The following is a 17,410-nucleotide window of genomic DNA, read 5'->3' as shown; positions in this document are numbered from 1 at the left end:
CGAATGGTGACCGCCCCCCGGGCCTGCCCGGCGGCGCGAGGGAGACCGGCGTGGGCTTCTGGCAGATCGTCCTCTGGGAACTCCTGGGCACCGCCGTCCTGATCCTCATCGGCACCGGCGTCGTGGCCAACACCCACCTGCGCGAGTCCGCCGGGTTCGACGGCGGGTGGCTGCTGGTCACGCTCGGCTGGGGGTTCGGCGTGTTCGCCGGGGCCAGCATCGCCGCGCCCAGCGGCGCGCACATCAACCCGGCGGTCACCATCGGCCTGCTCAGCGCCGGGAAGCTGCCCTTGGCGCAGGTCCCGGCTTACCTGATCGGCCAGTTCACCGGCGCGTTCCTCGGGGCCGTGCTGTGCTGGCTGGCCTACAAGCTCCAGTTCGACACCCACGACGAGCCCGGTGACACGCTCGGGATCTTCGCCACCGGGCCGACCGTGCGCAACCCGCCGTGGAACCTGCTCACCGAGGTGATCGCGACGTTCGTGCTGGTGTTCTGGATTCTGACCAGCCCGGGTGCCAAGGTGGACGGCAGCGGGGTGCCGCAGTTCGGCAACGCCGCGCTCGGCTACGCGGGGGTGGCGTTCGTGGTGATCGCGGTCGGCGCCGCGCTCGGCGGTCCGACCGGGTACGCCATCAACCCCGCCCGCGACCTCGGGCCGCGCGTGGCCTACGCGGTACTGCCGATCCGGGGCAAGGGCGGGGCGGACTGGGGCTACGCGTGGGTGCCCGTCGCGGGTCCTGTGCTCGGCGCCATGCTCGCGGGCCTGCTCGCCCGCGCGTTGCCCATGTGACCGTGCTGCTTGATCGACCCCCGGAGAGGTGCGCATGACCGAGTACGTGGCCGCTGTCGACCAGGGCACCACCTCGACCCGGTGCATGGTCTTCAGCCACGACGGGCGGGTGGTCGCGGTCGACCAGCGCGAGCACGAGCAGATCTTCCCGCGCGCGGGCTGGGTGGAGCACGACCCGCTGGAGATCTGGGAGAACACCCGCGCGGTGGTCGCGGGCGCGTTGGCCAAGGCCGACCTGCACGACTCCGACATCGTCGCGGTCGGTATCACCAACCAGCGCGAGACGGCCGTCGTGTGGGACCGGGAGACGGGGGAGCCGGTCTACAACGCGATCGTCTGGCAGGACACCCGCACCGACCGCATCGCCGCGCAGCTCGGGGAACTCGGTGGTGGGCAGGAGCGGTACCGGGCCAGGACCGGGCTCCCGCTGGCCACGTACTTCTCCGGCCCGAAGGTGCGCTGGATCCTGGACAACGTCGACGGTGCCCGCGCGGCCGCCGAGGCGGGGAAGCTGCTGTTCGGCACCATGGACACCTGGGTGCTGTGGAACCTGACCGGCGGCGTCGACGGCGGCGTGCATGCCACCGACCCGACCAATGCCTCGCGCACCCTGCTGATGGACCTATCCACATTGGACTGGGACGCGGCGATCGCGGCGGAGATGGGCATCCCGCTGTCGATGCTGCCGGAGATCCGCTCGTCCTCGCAGGAGTACGGCCGGGTGCGGCCGCGCGGGGCGCTGGCGGGCGTGCCGATCGCGGGCATCCTCGGCGACCAGCAGGCGGCCACCTTCGGACAGGCCTGCCTGGCGCCGGGCGAGGCCAAGAACACCTACGGCACCGGGAACTTCGTGTTGCTCAACACCGGCACCGAACCGGTCGCCAGCGACAACGGGCTGCTCACCACGGTCTGCTACCGCCTGGGCGAGCGCCCGCCGGTGTACGCGCTGGAGGGGTCGATCGCGGTCACCGGCTCGCTGGTGCAGTGGATCCGGGACAACCTGGGGATGATCGGCAGCGCGGCCGAGATCGAGGAGCACGCGCGCACGGTCGAGGACAACGGCGGCTGCTACTTCGTGCCCGCCTTCTCCGGCCTGTTCGCGCCGTACTGGCGGTCCGACGCGCGCGGCGCGATCGTCGGCCTGACCCGGTTCGTGAACAAGGGTCACCTCGCCCGCGCGGTGCTGGAGGCCACCGCGTTCCAGACCCGCGAGGTCATCGAGGCCATGAACGCCGACTCCGGCGTGCCGCTGACCGCGCTCAAGGTGGACGGCGGCATGGTCGGCAACGAGCTGCTGATGCAGTTCCAGGCCGACATCCTGGGCGTGCCGGTGATCCGCCCGGTGGTCGCCGAGACCACCGCGCTCGGCGCCGCCTACGCCGCCGGGCTGGCCGTCGGCTACTGGGCGGGCGAGGACGACATCCGCGCCAACTGGGCACAGGACAAGGAATGGACACCCGCGATGGCGCAGGACGCGCGGGACCGGACCTACCGGCGCTGGAAGAAAGCGGTCACCCGCACCTTCGACTGGGTGGACGAGGACTGACCACCCGTGTGTCCCGACCCGTACGGACGAATGTCCCATCAGGCCGCACGGCTCTTTTCCGCCAGTGTTGGGGAATGTGATCGTGTCTTTGACAAAAGCGAGGACGCGGGGGACTTGTGGACAGCTCGGTCATAGTCCATGACGGACGGTGCGGCTCGGTGTCAATGGTGGGCCGCGAGTGTCACGGTAAGAGCGACTGCCCAGAACGCCAACAGTGCCGAACCCAGGATCACCCCGGTGATGGCCAGTCCTTTGAGACCGCCCATGCCGCGGTTGGCGCGGCCGATGGCCGCCGCGGACAGTGAGACGCCGGTGATGGTGATCGGGACTACGAAGATGAAGCCGAGGCCGAGGCCGCGGATCGCGAAGCCCAGCAGGACGAGCGTGACGGCGACCGCGCTGAGGGTGAAGCCCGCGATGGCCAGGCCGTTCTTCTGCGGCTGACCGTAGGGCGCGTACGGCATCCCCGGTGCGTATGGCATGCCTGGCTGGTATGGCATGCCCGGCGGGTACGGCGTGGGCTGTCCAGACGGGAACTGTGGACCGGCCGGGGGAAACGGTTGTCCTGTCGGGAGCGATGCAACCGGTGGAAACGACGGCGGGCCCGGCGAAGGCGGGAATCCCGGTGGTGGCGTGGGATATCCCTGCGGTGGCTGCCAGTACTGCGGCTGTCCGGGCGGCTGCGAGGGATAGGTCACGGCGATACCTCTCTGGGCGGGGATTACCGCACCAGGCTCGCGGTTGGCGCCGTACTCGTTAGCCCCTTCGGGAAAGCTTGCCCCGAATAGAGCAGTGACTGTCACGCGCGGTTCGCTTGGGCCGTTCAGTCCGCCCCGAACGGCCCAAGCGAAACGTTCTCACCTGTCGTCCGCACCGAATTCCTGAATCATGGTCAGTTCATCCCGTCGACCCGAGCACACTTCCGGACGATCGGGGACCGAGCACGATCTGGGGGACTTCGGCGTGGCCGGGGTGCTCAGACCCCGATTCTTTCCTGGACTCGCACCGCGAGAGCACCGGTCCACACTCGCGGGATCTGTCCGATCCCGCCGCAGCGCGGACAGAAGTCCTTGCGGTTGGGGGCGAGTCCTGAGCCCAGACATTCCGGGCACTCGGTCCGACGCGGCATGTCAGCCTCCATAACGGTTCGGTTCCCCAGGGGTACCGGCTCAGTAGCTCTATCGAAAGAGCGGCGACACAGTTTCACTCGTTCTCGCGTAAATGTGGTCACGGAGCAGCGAGCGAACAGCCACACGATATGCACGATCCGGTGAACCTGCCGGGCAAACCTGGAAACCGAGTGAATTTCAGTCCAGATCGTCGTGCCGCATCAGCTGACGGCCCGCCTCGGTGATCGAACCGGACAGCGACGGGTAGACCGAGAAGGTCAGCGCCAGATCGTCCACGGTCAACTGGTTCTGCACCGCCAGCGCGATCGGCAGGACCAGCTCGCTCGCGCTCGGCGCCACGATCACCCCGCCGATGACGACGCCGGTCGCCGGGCGGCAGAACAGCTTCACGAACCCGCGCCGCAGGCCCTCCATCTTGGCCCGCGCGTTCGTGGCCAGTGGCAGCATGATCGTGCGCGCCGGCACCTCGCCGGAGTCGATGGCGTGCTGGCTGATCCCGACGGTAGCGATCTCCGGATGGGTGAACACGTTCGCCGCCACCGTCTTCAGCTTGATCGGCGTGACACCCTCGCCCAGCGCGTGCCACATCGCGATCCGGCCCTGCATGGCCGCCACCGAGGCCAGCATCAGCACCCCGGTGCAGTCGCCCGCCGCGTAGATGCCCGGCACGCCGGTGCGCGACACCCGGTCCACGGTGATGAACCCGCCCGGCCCCGGCTCGATGCCGACCTTGTCCAGGCCGATGTCGGTGGTGTTGGGCACCGAGCCGACGGTCATCAGCGCGTGGCTGGCGCGCACCGTCTCGCCGCCGCGCAGGTGGACGGTCACCCCGGTGTGGTCGCGCTCGATCTTCTCCGCGCGCGCGTGCTTGACCAGCGTGGTGCCGCGCTCGGCGAACACGTCCTCCAGCACGGCCGCCGCGTCCGCGTCCTCGTGCGGCAGCACCCGGTCCCGGCTGGAGATCACCGTGACCTGAACGCCCATCTCGATGAACGCCGAGGCGAACTCGGCGCCGGTGACCCCGGAGCCGACCACGACCAGGTGCTCGGGCAGCTCCTCCAGGTCGTAGATCTGCCGCCAGTCCAGCACCCGGATGCCGTCCGGCTCCGCGCCCGGGATCACCCGGGGGGTGGCGCCGGTGGCGATCAGCACCACGTCGGCGGAGAGCACCTCGGTGGACGCGCCGGTGTCGATGGCGACCCGGTGCGCGGCCATGCCGGTGCGGTCGTCGCAGAACCGGGCGGTGCCGGTGACCACTCGCACGCCCTCGCGCTGCACCCGGTTGCGGATGTCGGCGGACTGGGCCAGGGCCAGCCCGCGCACCCGGCCGCGGACCACCGGCAGGTGCACGGTGGAGTCCACGTCGTCGGTGCCGATGCCCAGCTCGTCGGCGTCCCGGAAGGCCACCCTGGCGCCCGCGGAGGCGATGAACGTCTTGGACGGGACGCAGTCGTAGAGCACGCACGCGCCGCCGAGGCCGTCCCGCTCGACCACGGTCACCTCGGCCCCGTGCTGCGCCGCGACCAGCGCTGCCTCGTACCCCGCCGGACCCCCACCCATGATCACGATCCGGGTCACCCGAGCCTCCATCCAACCCCGCGCGTGTTCCGCGAACACGGTACGCGGAGCACCCCGACCGGGCCTCGGGTGGCCGCGAAAAGGTGATCCCTCCGCGCGGCTGCCTGCTAGCACCGCACGGTGTGGCTAGGCTGTCCGGCGTGCCGCTCTATGCCGCTTACGGGTCGAACATGGATCCGGGCCAGATGATGCAGCGTGCCCCGCATTCGCCGATGGCCGGGACGGGGTGGCTCGTCGGCTGGCGGCTGACCTTCGGCGGCGAGGACCTGGGCTGGGAGGGTGCCCTGGCCACGCTGGTCGAGGAACCGGGCTCCCAGGTGTTCGTCGTGCTCTACGACGTGCCGGAGGAGGATGAGGTCAACCTCGACCGCTGGGAGGGCGCCGAGCTGGCGCTGCATTCCAAGATCAGACTCCGGGTGCAGACCCTGGAGGGCTCGGTGCTCAGCTGGCTGTACGTGCTGGACGCCTACGAGGGCGGCCTGCCCTCGGCCAGGTACCTTGGCGTGGTCGCGGACGCCGCCGAGGCCGCGGGCGCCCCCGCGGACTACGTGGCGGGCCTGCGCACTAGGCCGTGCGACGGAATCGGACCGGCCACCGCCAGCTGACACGCAACTCGAAAGTGTGTCGCGCGTCTCCCCGGGTACGGCCTGCGCGTAGGCCGTACCGATGGTTCGAGGGGAGCCGAATGACATGCGCGCCTTCATGAAGATCGTCTTGGCGGTCACCACCGCCGCCACCCTCACGGTCGCCCTGCCCACCGCCGCGCCCGCGGCGGTCACCGCCTGCGAGTCCGGCTGGGGCTCGCTGACCAAGACCGCGGCCCCGAGCACGGCGGGCCCGGTCACCAACATCCGCTCCGGCCGCCAGGACTGCTACGACCGGCTGGTCATCGACCTGTCCGGCACCGCCACCCAGGGCTACTACGTGCAGTACGTCCCCGAGGTCACCATGGACGGCTCCGGCAAGCCCGTCCCGCTGCGCGGCGGCGCGTTCCTGCAGATCGTGGTCTACTCACCCGCCTACGACGACAACGGCAACCTCACCTACCACCCGGCGAACTGGACGGAACTGGTGGACGTCACCGGCTACCAGACCTTCCGCCAGGCTTCCTGGGCCGGCTCCTTCGAGGGCACCACCACGGTCGGCCTGGGCGTCCGAGCCCGCCTCCCGTTCCGGGTGTTCACCCTGACCGGCCCGTCCCGCGTGGTCATCGACGTGGCGCACAGCTGGTAGGACCCACCTATTCGGACGGCCCTGGGTAGCGCCGGGGCCGTCCATTGCGGAATATGGGCCTACACCAAAAGAAAGCCCCGACGGACACCAGGTCCGTCGGGGCTTTTGTCTACTGAGGACTATCAGCCGCCGATCACCCCGGGCGGCAGGTTGACGTCCTCCCCGTCGATCGTCACCGACTCGGTGACCTGCTCCGTCTGGCTCAACTCCCGCCGACGCCCACCCAACTGCCGACCGCCCGCACCGGAAGACCCGGCCCCCATAGTGGACTCGCCCGGGTCACCGAACCACTGGCTGGAGCCGAGCGCGTCCACCCCGAACCGCCGCATGGCGATCTTGTCGTTGGACGACATCGGCGCCCCACCGGCCGCGCCCGCACCGGGAGCCATCGGCGTCCCGGTGGCGGAAGCCGGATTGGCCCCGGCGGCCAGGCTGGGACTCGCGTTCAGTCCGGCATTCCCGGACCCCGACCCCGAGTTGAACGAGCTCGGGTCGCCCCCATGCCCGGGAGCACCCGCGCCGGTCATGGACGCCGAGCGTCCAGGTCGGCGGGTGGCGTTGTCCTCGGCATCGGTCGGTCCGGTCGTCATGCCGCCCAGACCGATCACCGAGTTGTCCAGCCCGACCGAACCGACGCCGCTGAGCAGCCCCGGCCCCATCGGCCGCACCCGCGGCAACGGTTCCACCGGAGCGGCCGCCGACAGCCCCAGACCCTGGCCCCCGACCGGGCCGCCCGAGTGCTCGAACCCACCCGGACCACCGTGGAAATGCTGCGGCCGGAACTGCTGCTGATCCAGGTCGGGCACCACCGGCACCGGGTTCACCTGCGGGGTCGACGCGAACGACACGTGCGTCCCCTGCACCCCGTCACCACGCCTGCTGTTCGAGGCGAACGAACCAGGCAACGCGGGCGGGTTGGCGAACCCGGTCAATGAGTGCAAGTTCGTCGAGGTGTTCTGCTCGTAGGTCGCCATGACCTCGAATGCCTTCTGCTCCCCGGCGGACTGCGCGGCCTCCACCGGCTCCGCGTCCGCCCCCGTGGTGGCGACCAGCAGCGCGGGCGGGACCGCCGGGTCCGGCTGCTGGGCCGGGACGTCCTCGGGCACCGGCATGTCGGCGCGGGCCCGCGCGATGTGCTCGGCCTGGTTCTCCACCGCGACGCGCATGCTCTCGGCCGTCGCCGCGCCCGCGCGCGCCCAACCGGCTAACGGGGACAGTCGGTCCACCGCCGCGCCCGCTGCCCGGCCCGCCCAGCCCGACGCCGAGCCGCCCAGCGCGGTGGCCAGGTCCTGGCCGATGTCGCTGAGCGTGGCGGTCAGCGCCGTCCAGCGGCGGGACGGCTCGGCGGAGGCCTGCGCCCCCGGGCCGTCGTGCAGCATCAGGTACAGCTCCTTGTGCGTGAAGCCGCGCCAGCGCCTTGCCTCGGTGTTCGGCTCGGCCATCAGCCCGTCGCCCCCTTCTGCGTGACCGTGGCGGCGTTGTCGTCCTCCAGCAGCCGGTACTGCTCGGCGACCTTGTCCAGGTTGTGCACGGCCGTGTCCAGCTGCGCCCGGTACGCGCGCAGCTGGTCGAGCGCGGCCCGTTCGGAGTGCGCCGTCAGTGCGTTCACCGCGCGGGTGGCGTCCTGGCTCACCGGGTCGTGCGCCCACGCCTCGACGGCCAGGCCGGTCTCGCCCAGCTCCAACTGCCGATCGACGCTGGCCAGCGCGTCGACGAACGCGGCGCGCAGCGCGGGCACCGCCTCCGGCGCCAGGTCGAGCAGGTCCTGCCCGCGGCCACCCCCGTGTCCGTCGGGCCTGTGGGTCCCTGGCACTTCCCCTCCCCGTCCCCAGTGTTCGCGGTTGTGTCACTGCCTGTGGTTGGGAGCAACTCTATCGAGTCATCACGGTCGGTTTCGACCGTTCCGGCTCGTTTTCGTAGACGTCCACCGGACCGGCTTGGTTCCGTCGCCTGCCGTTCTACTCAACGTCTACATCCACGGCCGGGTTACGCAGCATCAGGACGACATCGCCCGATGGTTCGTCACTCACCGGAGTGAAGCCGAGTTTCGCCGCCACCCGCGCGGACCCCTCGTTGCCGCGCTCGTGCCGATAGGCGATCGCGCGCAGTCCGAGTGCTCCGAAACCGAATCGGATGATCGCCGCCAACGCCTCGGTGGTCATCCCCTTGCCGCGCGCGTCCGGGTGCGCCCAACAGCCCGCCTCCGCCGTGCCGCCTGCCAGGTCCAGCTCCTTGAGCTGCACCTCGCCCAGCAGCACACCGGTCAGCGGGTCGGCCACCGCCCAGGACAGCCGGGTCTCGTGCGCCCAGTCCGCGGCGCGGCGCTCGATGTACTCCCCGGCCGAGGCCAGGTCGTGCACCTTGATGTGCGCCAGCCACTGCCTGCTGACCGGATCGGTGAAGCCCTCCACGACCCGCGGCCGGTCGTCGATCCGCGCGTCGTCGCGCAGTGCCCGCAGGTAATACGCCCCTGCGTTGATCTCCACCGGCTCCACGACAAGCACGTTACCGCCCCCCACCGACACTCCCGCACGACGCCCAAACGGCCCACAGCCCCGCTATCGCCTGCAAGATCCCCGAGAAGCGTCGTAGGCCGATCGCCGATTTCCGGGCGGTTCAGGGGCAGCCGCGAAGCTGGACCTCAAGCGGCACTATCCCCGGATAACCGGGCAGCTGGTCGATTTTCGGATAGGTCCTGGTGCACCCGAGCTCTTGGCCGCCCAATCCGAACACCTGCACATAAAAGGACCGTTTCGAGCAGTCCGGGGTGACCGAGCAATCCTGTTGCACCGCGATCACCTCGGGCGTCGAGTCACCCTGCACGTTGGCCAGGGTCAGGTAGTTGGCCTCGGAGAAGAACGCCCGGCCCAGCGGGCTCCATTTGTCCGACCGCCCGGCGACCACCTGGCCGGTGGTCCCCTTCTCGCTCACGCCCCGGACCAGGCAGGCGCTGACCGTGCCGGGCACGCATTGCAGCGAGTCCGTGGTCAGGGTTACTCCGAGGTCGGTCACCGAAAGCTCGATCACCTGCTCCGCGCTCGCCGCCCCGGCGATCCGCAGCCTGCCCGCGTTGGCGCCGGAGTCCGCGATCAGCTGCACGACCGTGCCGCCGACCGTGGCCGTGCCCAGCACCTGGCAGGGCTCCCGGCGGCAGGTGATCGGTCCGGGCGGCGCGGCCACCTCACTGGTCGACGGGGCCGCCGGGCCGTTCGGCGCGGCGCGCACGCGCAGCACCGCCGCGCCGGTGATCGCGGCGGCCACCACCAGGCCGCAGATCACCATCGCGAGCACCACCGCGGTGGGGGCGCGGCGACCGGCCACGGTGACCTCCGAGCAGCGGATCCGGCAACTGACGCGCAGAGTAGCGTCGGGATGTGGGTTTGCTCTCGGTTTGTGCGCTGATCGAGGTCGTAAACTCCGCACCAGCCCGCCAACCGGAGGAGGAACCGGCGTGTCCGCACCGGCCAAGGTCCTGCGCAAGGTCCTCATCGCGAACCGGGGGGAGATCGCCGTCCGCGTGGTCCGGGCCTGCGCGGACGCCGGTTTGAGCAGTGTCGCCGTGTACGCGGACCCCGACCGCGACCTGCCGTTCGTGCGGCTCGCCGACGAGGCGTTCGCGCTGGGGGGCAACACCCCCGGCGAAAGCTACCTCTCGATCGACAAGGTTCTCGACGCGGCGAAGCGCTCCGGCGCCGACGCCGTGCACCCCGGCTACGGCTTCCTTTCCGAGAACGCCGAGTTCGCCCAGGCCGTCCTGGACGCGGGCCTGACCTGGATCGGCCCCGACCCGCAGGCCATCCGCGACCTCGGCGACAAGGTCACCGCCCGGCACATCGCGCTGCGCGCGGGCGCCCCGCTGGTGCCCGGCACCAAGGAGCCGGTCGCGGGCGCCGACGAGATCATCGACTTCGCCCGCGAGCACGGCCTGCCGGTCGCGATCAAGGCGGCGTTCGGCGGCGGCGGCCGCGGCCTCAAGGTCGCCCGCACCGTGGAGGAGATCCCCGAGCTGTTCGACTCCGCGGTCCGCGAGGCGGTCACCGCGTTTGGCCGCGGCGAGTGCTTCGTGGAGCGCTATCTGGACCAGCCCCGGCACGTCGAGGCGCAGGTACTGGCGGACCAGCACGGCACCGTCATCGTGGTCGGCACCCGCGACTGCTCGCTGCAGCGCCGCCACCAGAAGCTGGTCGAGGAGGCCCCCGCGCCGTTCCTCACCGACGCGCAGCGCGCCGAGATCCACAGCTCCGCCAAGGCCATCTGCCGGGAAGCGGGCTATTCGGGCGCGGGCACCGTCGAGTACCTCGTGGGCACGGACGGCACCATCTCGTTCCTTGAGGTGAACACGCGCCTGCAGGTCGAGCACCCGGTGTCCGAGGAGACCGCGGGCGTCGACCTGGTCCGCGAGCAGTTCCGGATCGCGGCGGGCGAGAAGCTGCGGTTCACCGAGGACCCGACCCCGCGCGGCCACTCCATCGAGTTCCGCATCAACGGCGAGGACGCGGGCCGCGGCTTCCTGCCCGCCCCCGGCACGGTCACGCTGTGGCGCGCGCCGGAGGGGCCGGGCGTGCGCGTGGATTCCGGTGTGGAGAGTGGCACGGTCATCGGCGGCCAGTTCGACTCGATGCTGGCCAAGGTCATCGTCACCGGTGAAGATCGGACCCAGGCGCTGGAACGGGCGCGGCGCGCGTTGGACGAGCTGGTCGTGGAGGGCATGGCCACGGTTGTGCCGTTCCATCGCGCGGTCGTGCGCGACCCGGCGTTCATCGGCGACGAACACGGCTTCCGCGTGCACACCCGCTGGATCGAGACCGAGTTCGACAACACCATCGAGCCGTTCACCGGCGGCGCCGAGGCCGAGGACGCCGAACCACGGCAGAACGTGGTCGTCGAGGTCGGCGGCAGGCGGCTGGAGGTCTCGCTGCCGGGCGGGTTCTCGCTCGGCGGCGGCGGCGCGGTCGCGACGAAGAAGCCGCGCAAGCGTTCGGGGTCGGGTTCGGCGGCCGCGGTATCGGGGGACGCGGTCACCGCGCCGATGCAGGGCACCGTCGTGAAGGTCGCCGTCGAGGACGGCCAGACCGTGGCGGCCGGGGACCTGGTCGTGGTGGTCGAGGCGATGAAGATGGAGAACCCGGTCACCGCGCCCAAGGCGGGCACCGTCACCGGCCTCGCGGTCGGTCAGGGTGCGACGGTCGCCACCGGTGCGGTGATCTGCGAGATCAAGGACTGACCTCGCCCGGTCCGGGTCGTTATCGGCCCAGGGGCGCGCCACTAGGATGCCGCCATGGCGCAGGATCGCGACGCCGACATCCGGATCAGTGGGGCCGAGCGGGACGAGGCCGTCGCGCTGCTCGGCGAGCACATGAGCACGGGTCGGCTGGAAGTCGAGGAGTACGAGTTCCGTTGCGTGCGCGCGGTCGCCGCCCGCACCCGGGGTGATATCGAGCTGCTGTTCACCGACCTGCCCGCGCCGCACCCGGACCTGAGCGCCGCCGTCCGGCCCAACCCCAGCGAGCTGATCAAGCGCGCGGTCACCAAGCCGGTCGCCAAGCGCGGCCTGACCCAGACCCCGGCCAGCGCCGCCCTGGACGCGTTCACCGGGCTGTTCGTCCTGTTCGGCTTACCGGGCTCGATCCTGTTGACGATCTATTTCGGGCTGTGGTGGACGATCGTGCTCACGGTCGGTGTGGTCGTGGTCGCCGGATCGGCGGCGGAGGCGGCCAAGAAGAAGCAGTCGTGAATCCTGAGAGCCAAGCGGCCCGTCGGATCCGTACCATCGAGGTGTGAGCGATATGGAGCCGTCCGAGCTGCGCGTCGGGGATACCGAGCGCGAAGACGCCCTGCGCGCGCTCGGTGACCACATGGCGGCAGGTCGTATCGATCTCGACGAATACGGTGACCGCAGCGCGAAGGTGACCGTGGCCAAGACCCGGGGCGAACTACTGTCCCTGTTCAGCGACCTGCCCGCGCCCAAGCCCGCCTTCGGCCCGGCACTGCCCCCGCCGCCCACGCAGGCCACCCCGGCGCCACTGCCCGCCCCCGTACCGCGCACTGCGGTCAACGCGTGGCAGTCGCGCCCGCTCAACCAGCGCATCTTCGCCGCGCTGGTCCCGCTGGGCGCCATCACCGGCGTCATCCTCGCCATCACCCTGCATCTCTGGCCCCTGCTCCTTCTCCCGGTCGCCATCGGCGCCATCGGCGGCGCCCTCTTCGGCGACGACTGGCGCAACGAGATGCACCGCAACCGCCATCGAGGCCACGGCCACCGCCGTGACTACCGGCGAGGCCACTACGGCCGCGGCTGGCACTGACCCACCCAGCCCGCCCACCCAGCCCGACGACGCTGTCCGTCGCCCACCTTCAAGATCATCCGGCAAGATGGATCCCCGCCCACCCGGGCGCTGGCCCATTTCTGAACCTACCGACTCGGCGAACCTGTCAATAGGTGGTCGCACCCGCCTATGGATGATTCCGCCACCCCCACCCCCACCCCCACCCCCACCCCAGCCGCCCCAGCCACCCCCTGACTCGACCACCACGCGGGATCGCGCCGGTCTCTTCCCACCCGATCGCGTTCGGCCCCCCGGGCCGAACGCGATCGGGTGGGAAGAGACCGGCTAAAGGCGATCCCGCCGCCGAGGCGAAGCCGAGGCCAACAAACACGGCCCGGCGGCTTTCCGTCCGGCACCGGTAGCCTCACGCCCCGTGGAATTCGTGCTCGCGTCACAGTCGCCCGCCCGGCTCGGGGTGCTCCGGTCGGCCGGGATCGATCCGGTGGTCCGGGTCTCCGGGGTGGACGAGGACGCCGTGGCGGCGGCGCTCGTTGACCCGAGGCCGGAGGACGTGGTCGTCGCGCTGGCCGAGGCGAAGGCGCGCACGGTCGTCGGCGAGTTCGCCGATGCCGTGGTCGTCGGCTGTGACTCGATGTTGCACTTCGGCGGTGACCTGATGGGCAAGCCCGGCACGCCGGAGATCGCCCGGGAGCGGTGGCTGGCGATGGCGGGCGGGCGCGGGCACCTGCTCACCGGGCACGCCGTGCTGCGGGTCAAGGACGGCGTGGTGGTCGACAGCGCGGGCGGCGCCGGGAGCACGGCCGTCCGGTTCGCCGATCCGAGCCCGGCCGAGATCGACGCCTACGTGGCCACCGGCGAGCCGCTCGGCGTGGCGGGCGCGTTCACCCTCGACGGCCGGGGCGGCTGGTTCGTGGACGCCATCGAGGGCGACTGGTCCAGCGTGATCGGGATCAGCCTGCCGCTGACCCGCAGGCTGCTCGCGGCCATCGGGATCAGCGTCACCGACCTGTGGCGTCCCAACCCGTGAGAGTGATACCGCTCTCCGGGTGAGACGGGAAGTTATTCACCGGACAACTGGTTGGATCCGGGTGATGAGGTATTCCCCGGGTGTCGCGCTGACCGAGCGCCTGCACGTCGATCTCCGACGGCAGGCCAGCTCGTTGTGTCCGCACTGACACGTACCCGCGCGCGCCACCTCTCACCCCCTGGAGTCCCCATGTCCTCTGCCGTCGCCACCGACCCGCCGCAGGCCGCCCCGCGCAAGCGGAACGTCTACTTCGGACTCGCCGTGCTCGCCGGGCTGTTACTCGGCGCCGTGCTCGGCTTCGTCGCCAAACAGACCGATACGAGCTGGTTGACCACCACGCTCAAGACAATCGGCAACATCTTCACCAGCCTGCTCCAGTTCACCGTCATCCCACTGGTGTTCACCGCGATCGTGGTCGGCGTCGACAGCCTGCGCGGCCTCGGCGGCACCCGCACCGCGGCCCGGCTCGGCGGCAAGACGCTGCTGTGGTTCGGCATCACCTCGCTCATCGCCGTGCTCATCGGCATCGCCGTCGGCCTCATCGGCGGCGCAGGCCAGGGCGTGCACGTCGAACCCAGCCAGGCGACCGTGGACAAGCTCGCCAGCCGCACCCAGGGCGACTGGTTGACCGTGCTCAACGGGCTGGTCCCGGAGAACCTGTTCGCCGCCTTCAGCAACGGCGAGGTCCTGCAGGTCGTCTTCGTCGCCGCCCTGGTCGGCGTGGCCGCGTATGCGCTCGGCGACAAGGCCGCGCCGTTCGTGGCGTTCAACCGCTCGGCGTTCGACATCATCCAGAAGGCCCTCGGCTGGATCATCCGACTGGCCCCGCTCGGTGTTCTCGGACTGATCGGCACCGCGTTTGCCACGTACGGCAATGAGTTCGTCAAGCCATTGATCTCGCTGATCGCCTCGGTGTACATCGCCGCCCTGCTCGTGCTCTTCGTGGTCTACCCCATCCTGCTGCGGTTTGTGGGCAAGGTGAGCCCGTTCACGTTCTACGCCAAGGCATGGACGGCCCTCCAGTTCGCCTTCGTCTCCCGCTCCTCGGGCGCGACCCTCCCGCTGAGCAGGCAGACCGCGGTGAACCTGGGCGTCGAACCCGGCTACGCGGGCTTCGCGGTCCCGCTGGGCACCACGACGAAGATGGACGGCTGCGCGGCCCTCTACCCGGCCATCGCGTCGATCTTCATCGCCAACCTGTTCGGCGTACACCTGAGCTTCTGGCAGTACGTCGGCATCGTCGCGGTCGCGGTCTTCGGCTCCATCGCCACGGCAGGCACGACCGGCTGGTTCACCATGCTCACACTGACCCTGAGCACGATCAACCTGCCCACGGAGGTCGTCGCCACCGGCGTGGCGATCGTCTACGGCATCGACCCGATCCTGGACATGATCCGCACCGCGACGAACGTGGCGGGCCAGATCACTGTCCCGGTCCTGGTCGCCCGCGGCGAAGGGCTGCTGGACGATGAGGTGCTGCACCGGCCTAGCGCGCCGCCGTTGCTGAACGGGGAGGTGGCGGAGGCGCGGCCTCCGCAACAGCTGGTCTCCGCCTGACGCTTGCGTGAATTGCCCCCGGGATCACCCGGGGGCAATTTGCTGCCGCCGAGATCCGCCCCCACCACATAGCCCGCCGCTCCCAGGGGGATCCCCCGCTGGCCATTCTACCCGGTGGGGGCGGCAAAGGATCTTGGTTGGCCGGGGTTCGGGGTCGGCCTGTGGATAACTTGTGTCGCTCGATGGAGGGATTTCCTGGGCTGGAGGGTGTGCTGACCTGGGGGTCGGGCGGGGTGAGGGGTCGGTCTGGAAAGTCGCTCGGCGGGACGTGTCTGCGTTGGGCTGGGGGCTCGGTTGGCGAGGGCGGGTATCGCCTACGGCGAGTTGGGCGATCATGTCTGTGTGGACGACGCGATACCGACGACGGCCAATGCGTTGAGTGGCCGCGTGGACAAGGTCCTCGCAGGCAAAGGCGCTGGCAGCGGTTTCGGGCTGGTCAGATCGAGCCGATGAGCGGGACTCGCAGCGTGGTCTTGGTCAGGTCGAGGGTCAGCCGGGTCGACGAGCCCGCCGAGGCGATGTACGCGCTGTCCGTGCTGCCGATCACCACTGCCAGCCGATGGCCCGCCGGGATCACCTGGTCCGTCGTCGCCAGGTTGAAGGTGATTGTGTACGGCGTCCCGGAACTCAGCGTCCGGCGGGATTCCAGACCGGCGTAATGCCCCAGGTCCGCCCAGCCGCGCGAGATCACGTTCTGGGTCACGGAAGTCGTGTTCGTCGCGGTGTCCAGGTAGCAGGCACTGTCGCCGGAAGTGCTGTCGCCCCAGCAGGAGCGGGTTGTCAGGTTTCGGATTCCCTCGCCCGTGCCCCGATAGTTCCGAATCGTCGCCGGACCGTAGTCGACCAGTACCGCGGTCAACCGGGCCGCGCTCTGTGACGACGTGGCAGTCACCGTGATCTGCGAGGTGCCCGAGATTCGCACATCCGAGGCGAGTGTCCCGGTCTGGTAAAGAACCCGGGCCGATGAAGCCGTGGTCGGGTTGGAAACCCAGTCGTACTCGCTGGTGCGGTTGTCGGTGAATGTCGCGGTCGCGCGGGCGGGCGGCGCGGTGGTGCCAAGTGTGCCGACGCCCGTGGTGCTTCCGGGGGTCAGGCGGAGGGTGGTCGATGCGGTCGTACCGGGCCAGGACGGGTCGTCGCGCCAGACGTCGGGGGTTTGTTCCACTGTGGACGCGGGGGCGTTGTCGATGCCGTTGTCGATGCCCAGTAGGTAGTGGTCGAACCAGCGGTGCAGGGTGTCGACCCAGACCGAGCGGCGGTAGTCGAAGGGGTCGACGTGGCCGGTTTGGGAAAGCCAGATCTTGCGTTCGGTCGTCGGGGGAAGCGCGTTCCACCACAGGCCGAAGTTGATGGTCTTCACATTCAGGTCGTTCAACCCGTGCACCGCGAACACGCTCGCCTTGACCTTCGACGCGTCACGCACGTAGTCGCGTTCGCGGTAGAGCGATGTGTAGTCGCCGCTGGAGGGGGAACCGTTGGTGAGGGTGGATTTCACCGACGCGCAGTTCGCCGCGCCCTGGGAGTTCTCCACCGTCTGGGCCAGGCCGGTCGGGGTGCCGCTGGTGAAGGTGGCGCCCGACGAACGGTAGTACTCGTACCAGGAGCTGATCGCGGCGATGGGCACGATCGTCTTCAGCCCGTCGACACCGGTGGCGGCGACGCCGTTGGCGACCGTGCCGTCGTAGGACTTGCCGATCATGCCGACGGCGCCGGTTGACCAGGCCGCGGTGGCGGTCGTGCTGCCGGTGGCCGAGGTGTAGCCGGTGGCGCGGCCGTTGAGCCAGTCGATGACCGACTTCGCCGAGGTGATGTCCGAACGGCCGCCGACGTCCACGCAGCCGTTCGAGCGGGCCGTGCCCGCCAGGTCGACCAGGACGACCGCGTAGCCGCGCGGCACGAAATAGTTGTCGTAGGCCAACGGGAACAGCACCGGCTTGCCCGCGCTGTCGTAGGTCTTCTTCTGGCTCTCGTTGCCCCGGCCCAGCGACGTGTAGTACGGGCTGGCGTCCATGATCACCGGGATCCGGCCGGTCGCCTCGCGTGGCCGGATGATATCCGCGGCGACCCGGACACGCGCGCTGCCGGGCGCTGACAGTCCCGTGTCGACCCATACCGTCTCGCGGATCGCGTTGGCGTAGGAGTAAATGGGGTCGCTGCCCGCTATCGGCGCCGCGGCCGCGGGCAAAGCGGCTGACACCGAGGTCGTGACCACCGCGAAGGCCAACGTCAGCACATATCGCCGAATCGCCATGTGGCCTGAC

The 17,410-nt window shown here is 70.3% G+C and carries 17 protein-coding genes; 10 read left to right on the top strand and 7 right to left on the bottom strand.

Going from position 1 to position 17,410, the window contains the following annotated elements:
• Positions 1-50: 50 nt before the first annotated feature.
• Both C503_RS0111795 and glpK read left to right on the top strand, forming a co-directional pair.
• Positions 51-791: an MIP/aquaporin family protein gene (locus C503_RS0111795; protein ID WP_018682409.1), complete on the top strand. Its 741-nt coding sequence runs from the start codon at positions 51-53 to the stop codon at positions 789-791.
• A gap of 34 nt (positions 792-825) precedes the next feature.
• Positions 826-2,337 (top strand): glycerol kinase GlpK, encoded by a 1,512-nt coding sequence (gene glpK / locus C503_RS0111790; RefSeq protein ID WP_018682408.1) that lies wholly within the window; start codon positions 826-828, stop codon positions 2,335-2,337.
• Between the two features lie 161 nt (positions 2,338-2,498).
• Here glpK and C503_RS0111785 read toward each other — a convergent pair whose 3' ends face one another.
• A complete protein-coding gene (locus C503_RS0111785) occupies positions 2,499-2,819 on the bottom strand; it encodes a hypothetical protein (protein ID WP_018682407.1) in 321 nt (106 codons plus the stop codon).
• Between the two features lie 825 nt (positions 2,820-3,644).
• The gene (locus C503_RS0111780; protein ID WP_018682406.1) at positions 3,645-5,045 is read right to left on the bottom strand and encodes an NAD(P)H-quinone dehydrogenase; all 1,401 of its coding nucleotides are present in this window, start codon (positions 5,043-5,045) and stop codon (positions 3,645-3,647) included.
• A gap of 140 nt (positions 5,046-5,185) precedes the next feature.
• Between C503_RS0111780 and C503_RS0111775 the strand changes: the two genes are divergently transcribed.
• Both C503_RS0111775 and C503_RS0111770 read left to right on the top strand, forming a co-directional pair.
• Positions 5,186-5,650, top strand: a complete 465-nt coding sequence (locus tag C503_RS0111775) for a gamma-glutamylcyclotransferase family protein (protein ID WP_084477022.1) — start codon at positions 5,186-5,188, stop codon at positions 5,648-5,650.
• Between the two features lie 85 nt (positions 5,651-5,735).
• Positions 5,736-6,278: an AMIN-like domain-containing (lipo)protein gene (locus tag C503_RS0111770; RefSeq protein ID WP_018682404.1), complete on the top strand. Its 543-nt coding sequence runs from the start codon at positions 5,736-5,738 to the stop codon at positions 6,276-6,278.
• A 122-nt stretch (positions 6,279-6,400) separates the two neighbouring features.
• Here C503_RS0111770 and C503_RS43235 read toward each other — a convergent pair whose 3' ends face one another.
• From C503_RS43235 to C503_RS39050, 4 genes are all read right to left on the bottom strand, one after another.
• Positions 6,401-7,720, bottom strand: coding sequence for a PPE domain-containing protein (locus C503_RS43235; RefSeq protein ID WP_018682403.1), 1,320 nt, complete (start codon positions 7,718-7,720; stop codon positions 6,401-6,403).
• Positions 7,720-8,091: a hypothetical protein gene (locus C503_RS39055; RefSeq protein ID WP_018682402.1), complete on the bottom strand. Its 372-nt coding sequence runs from the start codon at positions 8,089-8,091 to the stop codon at positions 7,720-7,722. Before C503_RS39055 ends, C503_RS43235 begins: the two co-directional genes overlap by 1 nt.
• A 145-nt stretch (positions 8,092-8,236) precedes the next feature.
• On the bottom strand, positions 8,237-8,773 hold the full coding sequence (locus C503_RS0111755; protein ID WP_018682401.1) for a GNAT family N-acetyltransferase: 537 nt from the start codon (positions 8,771-8,773) through the stop codon (positions 8,237-8,239).
• Between the two features lie 121 nt (positions 8,774-8,894).
• Entirely contained in the window at positions 8,895-9,599 is a 705-nt protein-coding gene (locus tag C503_RS39050) for a hypothetical protein (RefSeq protein WP_018682400.1), read from the bottom strand.
• A gap of 130 nt (positions 9,600-9,729) precedes the next feature.
• On the opposite strand from C503_RS39050, the gene C503_RS0111745 reads away from it, so the two are divergent.
• The 6 genes from C503_RS0111745 (at position 9,730) to C503_RS0111725 (ending at position 15,149) form a co-directional block, all read left to right on the top strand.
• The gene (locus tag C503_RS0111745; protein WP_018682399.1) at positions 9,730-11,502 is read left to right on the top strand and encodes an acetyl/propionyl/methylcrotonyl-CoA carboxylase subunit alpha; all 1,773 of its coding nucleotides are present in this window, start codon (positions 9,730-9,732) and stop codon (positions 11,500-11,502) included.
• A gap of 54 nt (positions 11,503-11,556) precedes the next feature.
• A complete protein-coding gene (locus C503_RS43230; protein ID WP_018682398.1) occupies positions 11,557-12,012 on the top strand; it encodes a DUF1707 SHOCT-like domain-containing protein in 456 nt (151 codons plus the stop codon).
• 52 nt (positions 12,013-12,064) lie between these two features.
• Positions 12,065-12,583, top strand: a complete 519-nt coding sequence (locus C503_RS0111735; protein ID WP_018682397.1) for a DUF1707 SHOCT-like domain-containing protein — start codon at positions 12,065-12,067, stop codon at positions 12,581-12,583.
• Positions 12,584-12,977: 394 nt separating this feature from the next.
• Positions 12,978-13,592 (top strand): Maf family protein, encoded by a 615-nt coding sequence (locus C503_RS0111730; protein WP_018682396.1) that lies wholly within the window; start codon positions 12,978-12,980, stop codon positions 13,590-13,592.
• 64 nt (positions 13,593-13,656) lie between these two features.
• Entirely contained in the window at positions 13,657-13,740 is an 84-nt protein-coding gene (locus C503_RS48855; protein ID WP_425393520.1) for a putative leader peptide, read from the top strand.
• A gap of 41 nt (positions 13,741-13,781) precedes the next feature.
• A complete protein-coding gene (locus C503_RS0111725; protein WP_018682395.1) occupies positions 13,782-15,149 on the top strand; it encodes a dicarboxylate/amino acid:cation symporter in 1,368 nt (455 codons plus the stop codon).
• 436 nt (positions 15,150-15,585) lie between these two features.
• Here the strand turns inward: C503_RS0111725 and C503_RS39040 are convergent, their stop codons facing one another.
• Positions 15,586-17,400: a Xaa-Pro dipeptidyl-peptidase gene (locus tag C503_RS39040; protein ID WP_018682394.1), complete on the bottom strand. Its 1,815-nt coding sequence runs from the start codon at positions 17,398-17,400 to the stop codon at positions 15,586-15,588.
• Positions 17,401-17,410 lie beyond the last annotated feature (10 nt).

The sequence above is a fragment of the Actinokineospora enzanensis DSM 44649 genome, from assembly GCF_000374445.1.
GTDB lineage: Bacteria > Actinomycetota > Actinomycetes > Mycobacteriales > Pseudonocardiaceae > Actinokineospora > Actinokineospora enzanensis.
The sequence above is the reverse complement of the archived record's forward strand: the minus strand, read 5'-3'. Positions and strand labels throughout refer to the sequence as shown.

Bases quoted from the DNA above. Each gene is read 5' to 3' on its own strand.
- glpK (WP_018682408.1), top strand. From the start codon at position 826: ATGACCGAGTACGTGGCCGCTGTCGACCAGGGCACCACCTCGACCCGG.
- C503_RS0111785 (WP_018682407.1), bottom strand. From the start codon at position 2,819: ATGCCATACGCACCGGGGATGCCGTACGCGCCCTACGGTCAGCCGCAG.
- C503_RS0111770 (WP_018682404.1), top strand. From the start codon at position 5,736: ATGCGCGCCTTCATGAAGATCGTCTTGGCGGTCACCACCGCCGCCACC.
- C503_RS43235 (WP_018682403.1), bottom strand. From the start codon at position 7,720: ATGGCCGAGCCGAACACCGAGGCAAGGCGCTGGCGCGGCTTCACGCAC.
- C503_RS43230 (WP_018682398.1), top strand. From the start codon at position 11,557: ATGGCGCAGGATCGCGACGCCGACATCCGGATCAGTGGGGCCGAGCGG.
- C503_RS0111735 (WP_018682397.1), top strand. From the start codon at position 12,065: ATGGAGCCGTCCGAGCTGCGCGTCGGGGATACCGAGCGCGAAGACGCC.
- C503_RS48855 (WP_425393520.1), top strand. From the start codon at position 13,657: ATGAGGTATTCCCCGGGTGTCGCGCTGACCGAGCGCCTGCACGTCGAT.
- C503_RS0111725 (WP_018682395.1), top strand. From the start codon at position 13,782: ATGTCCTCTGCCGTCGCCACCGACCCGCCGCAGGCCGCCCCGCGCAAG.
- C503_RS39040 (WP_018682394.1), bottom strand. From the start codon at position 17,400: ATGGCGATTCGGCGATATGTGCTGACGTTGGCCTTCGCGGTGGTCACG.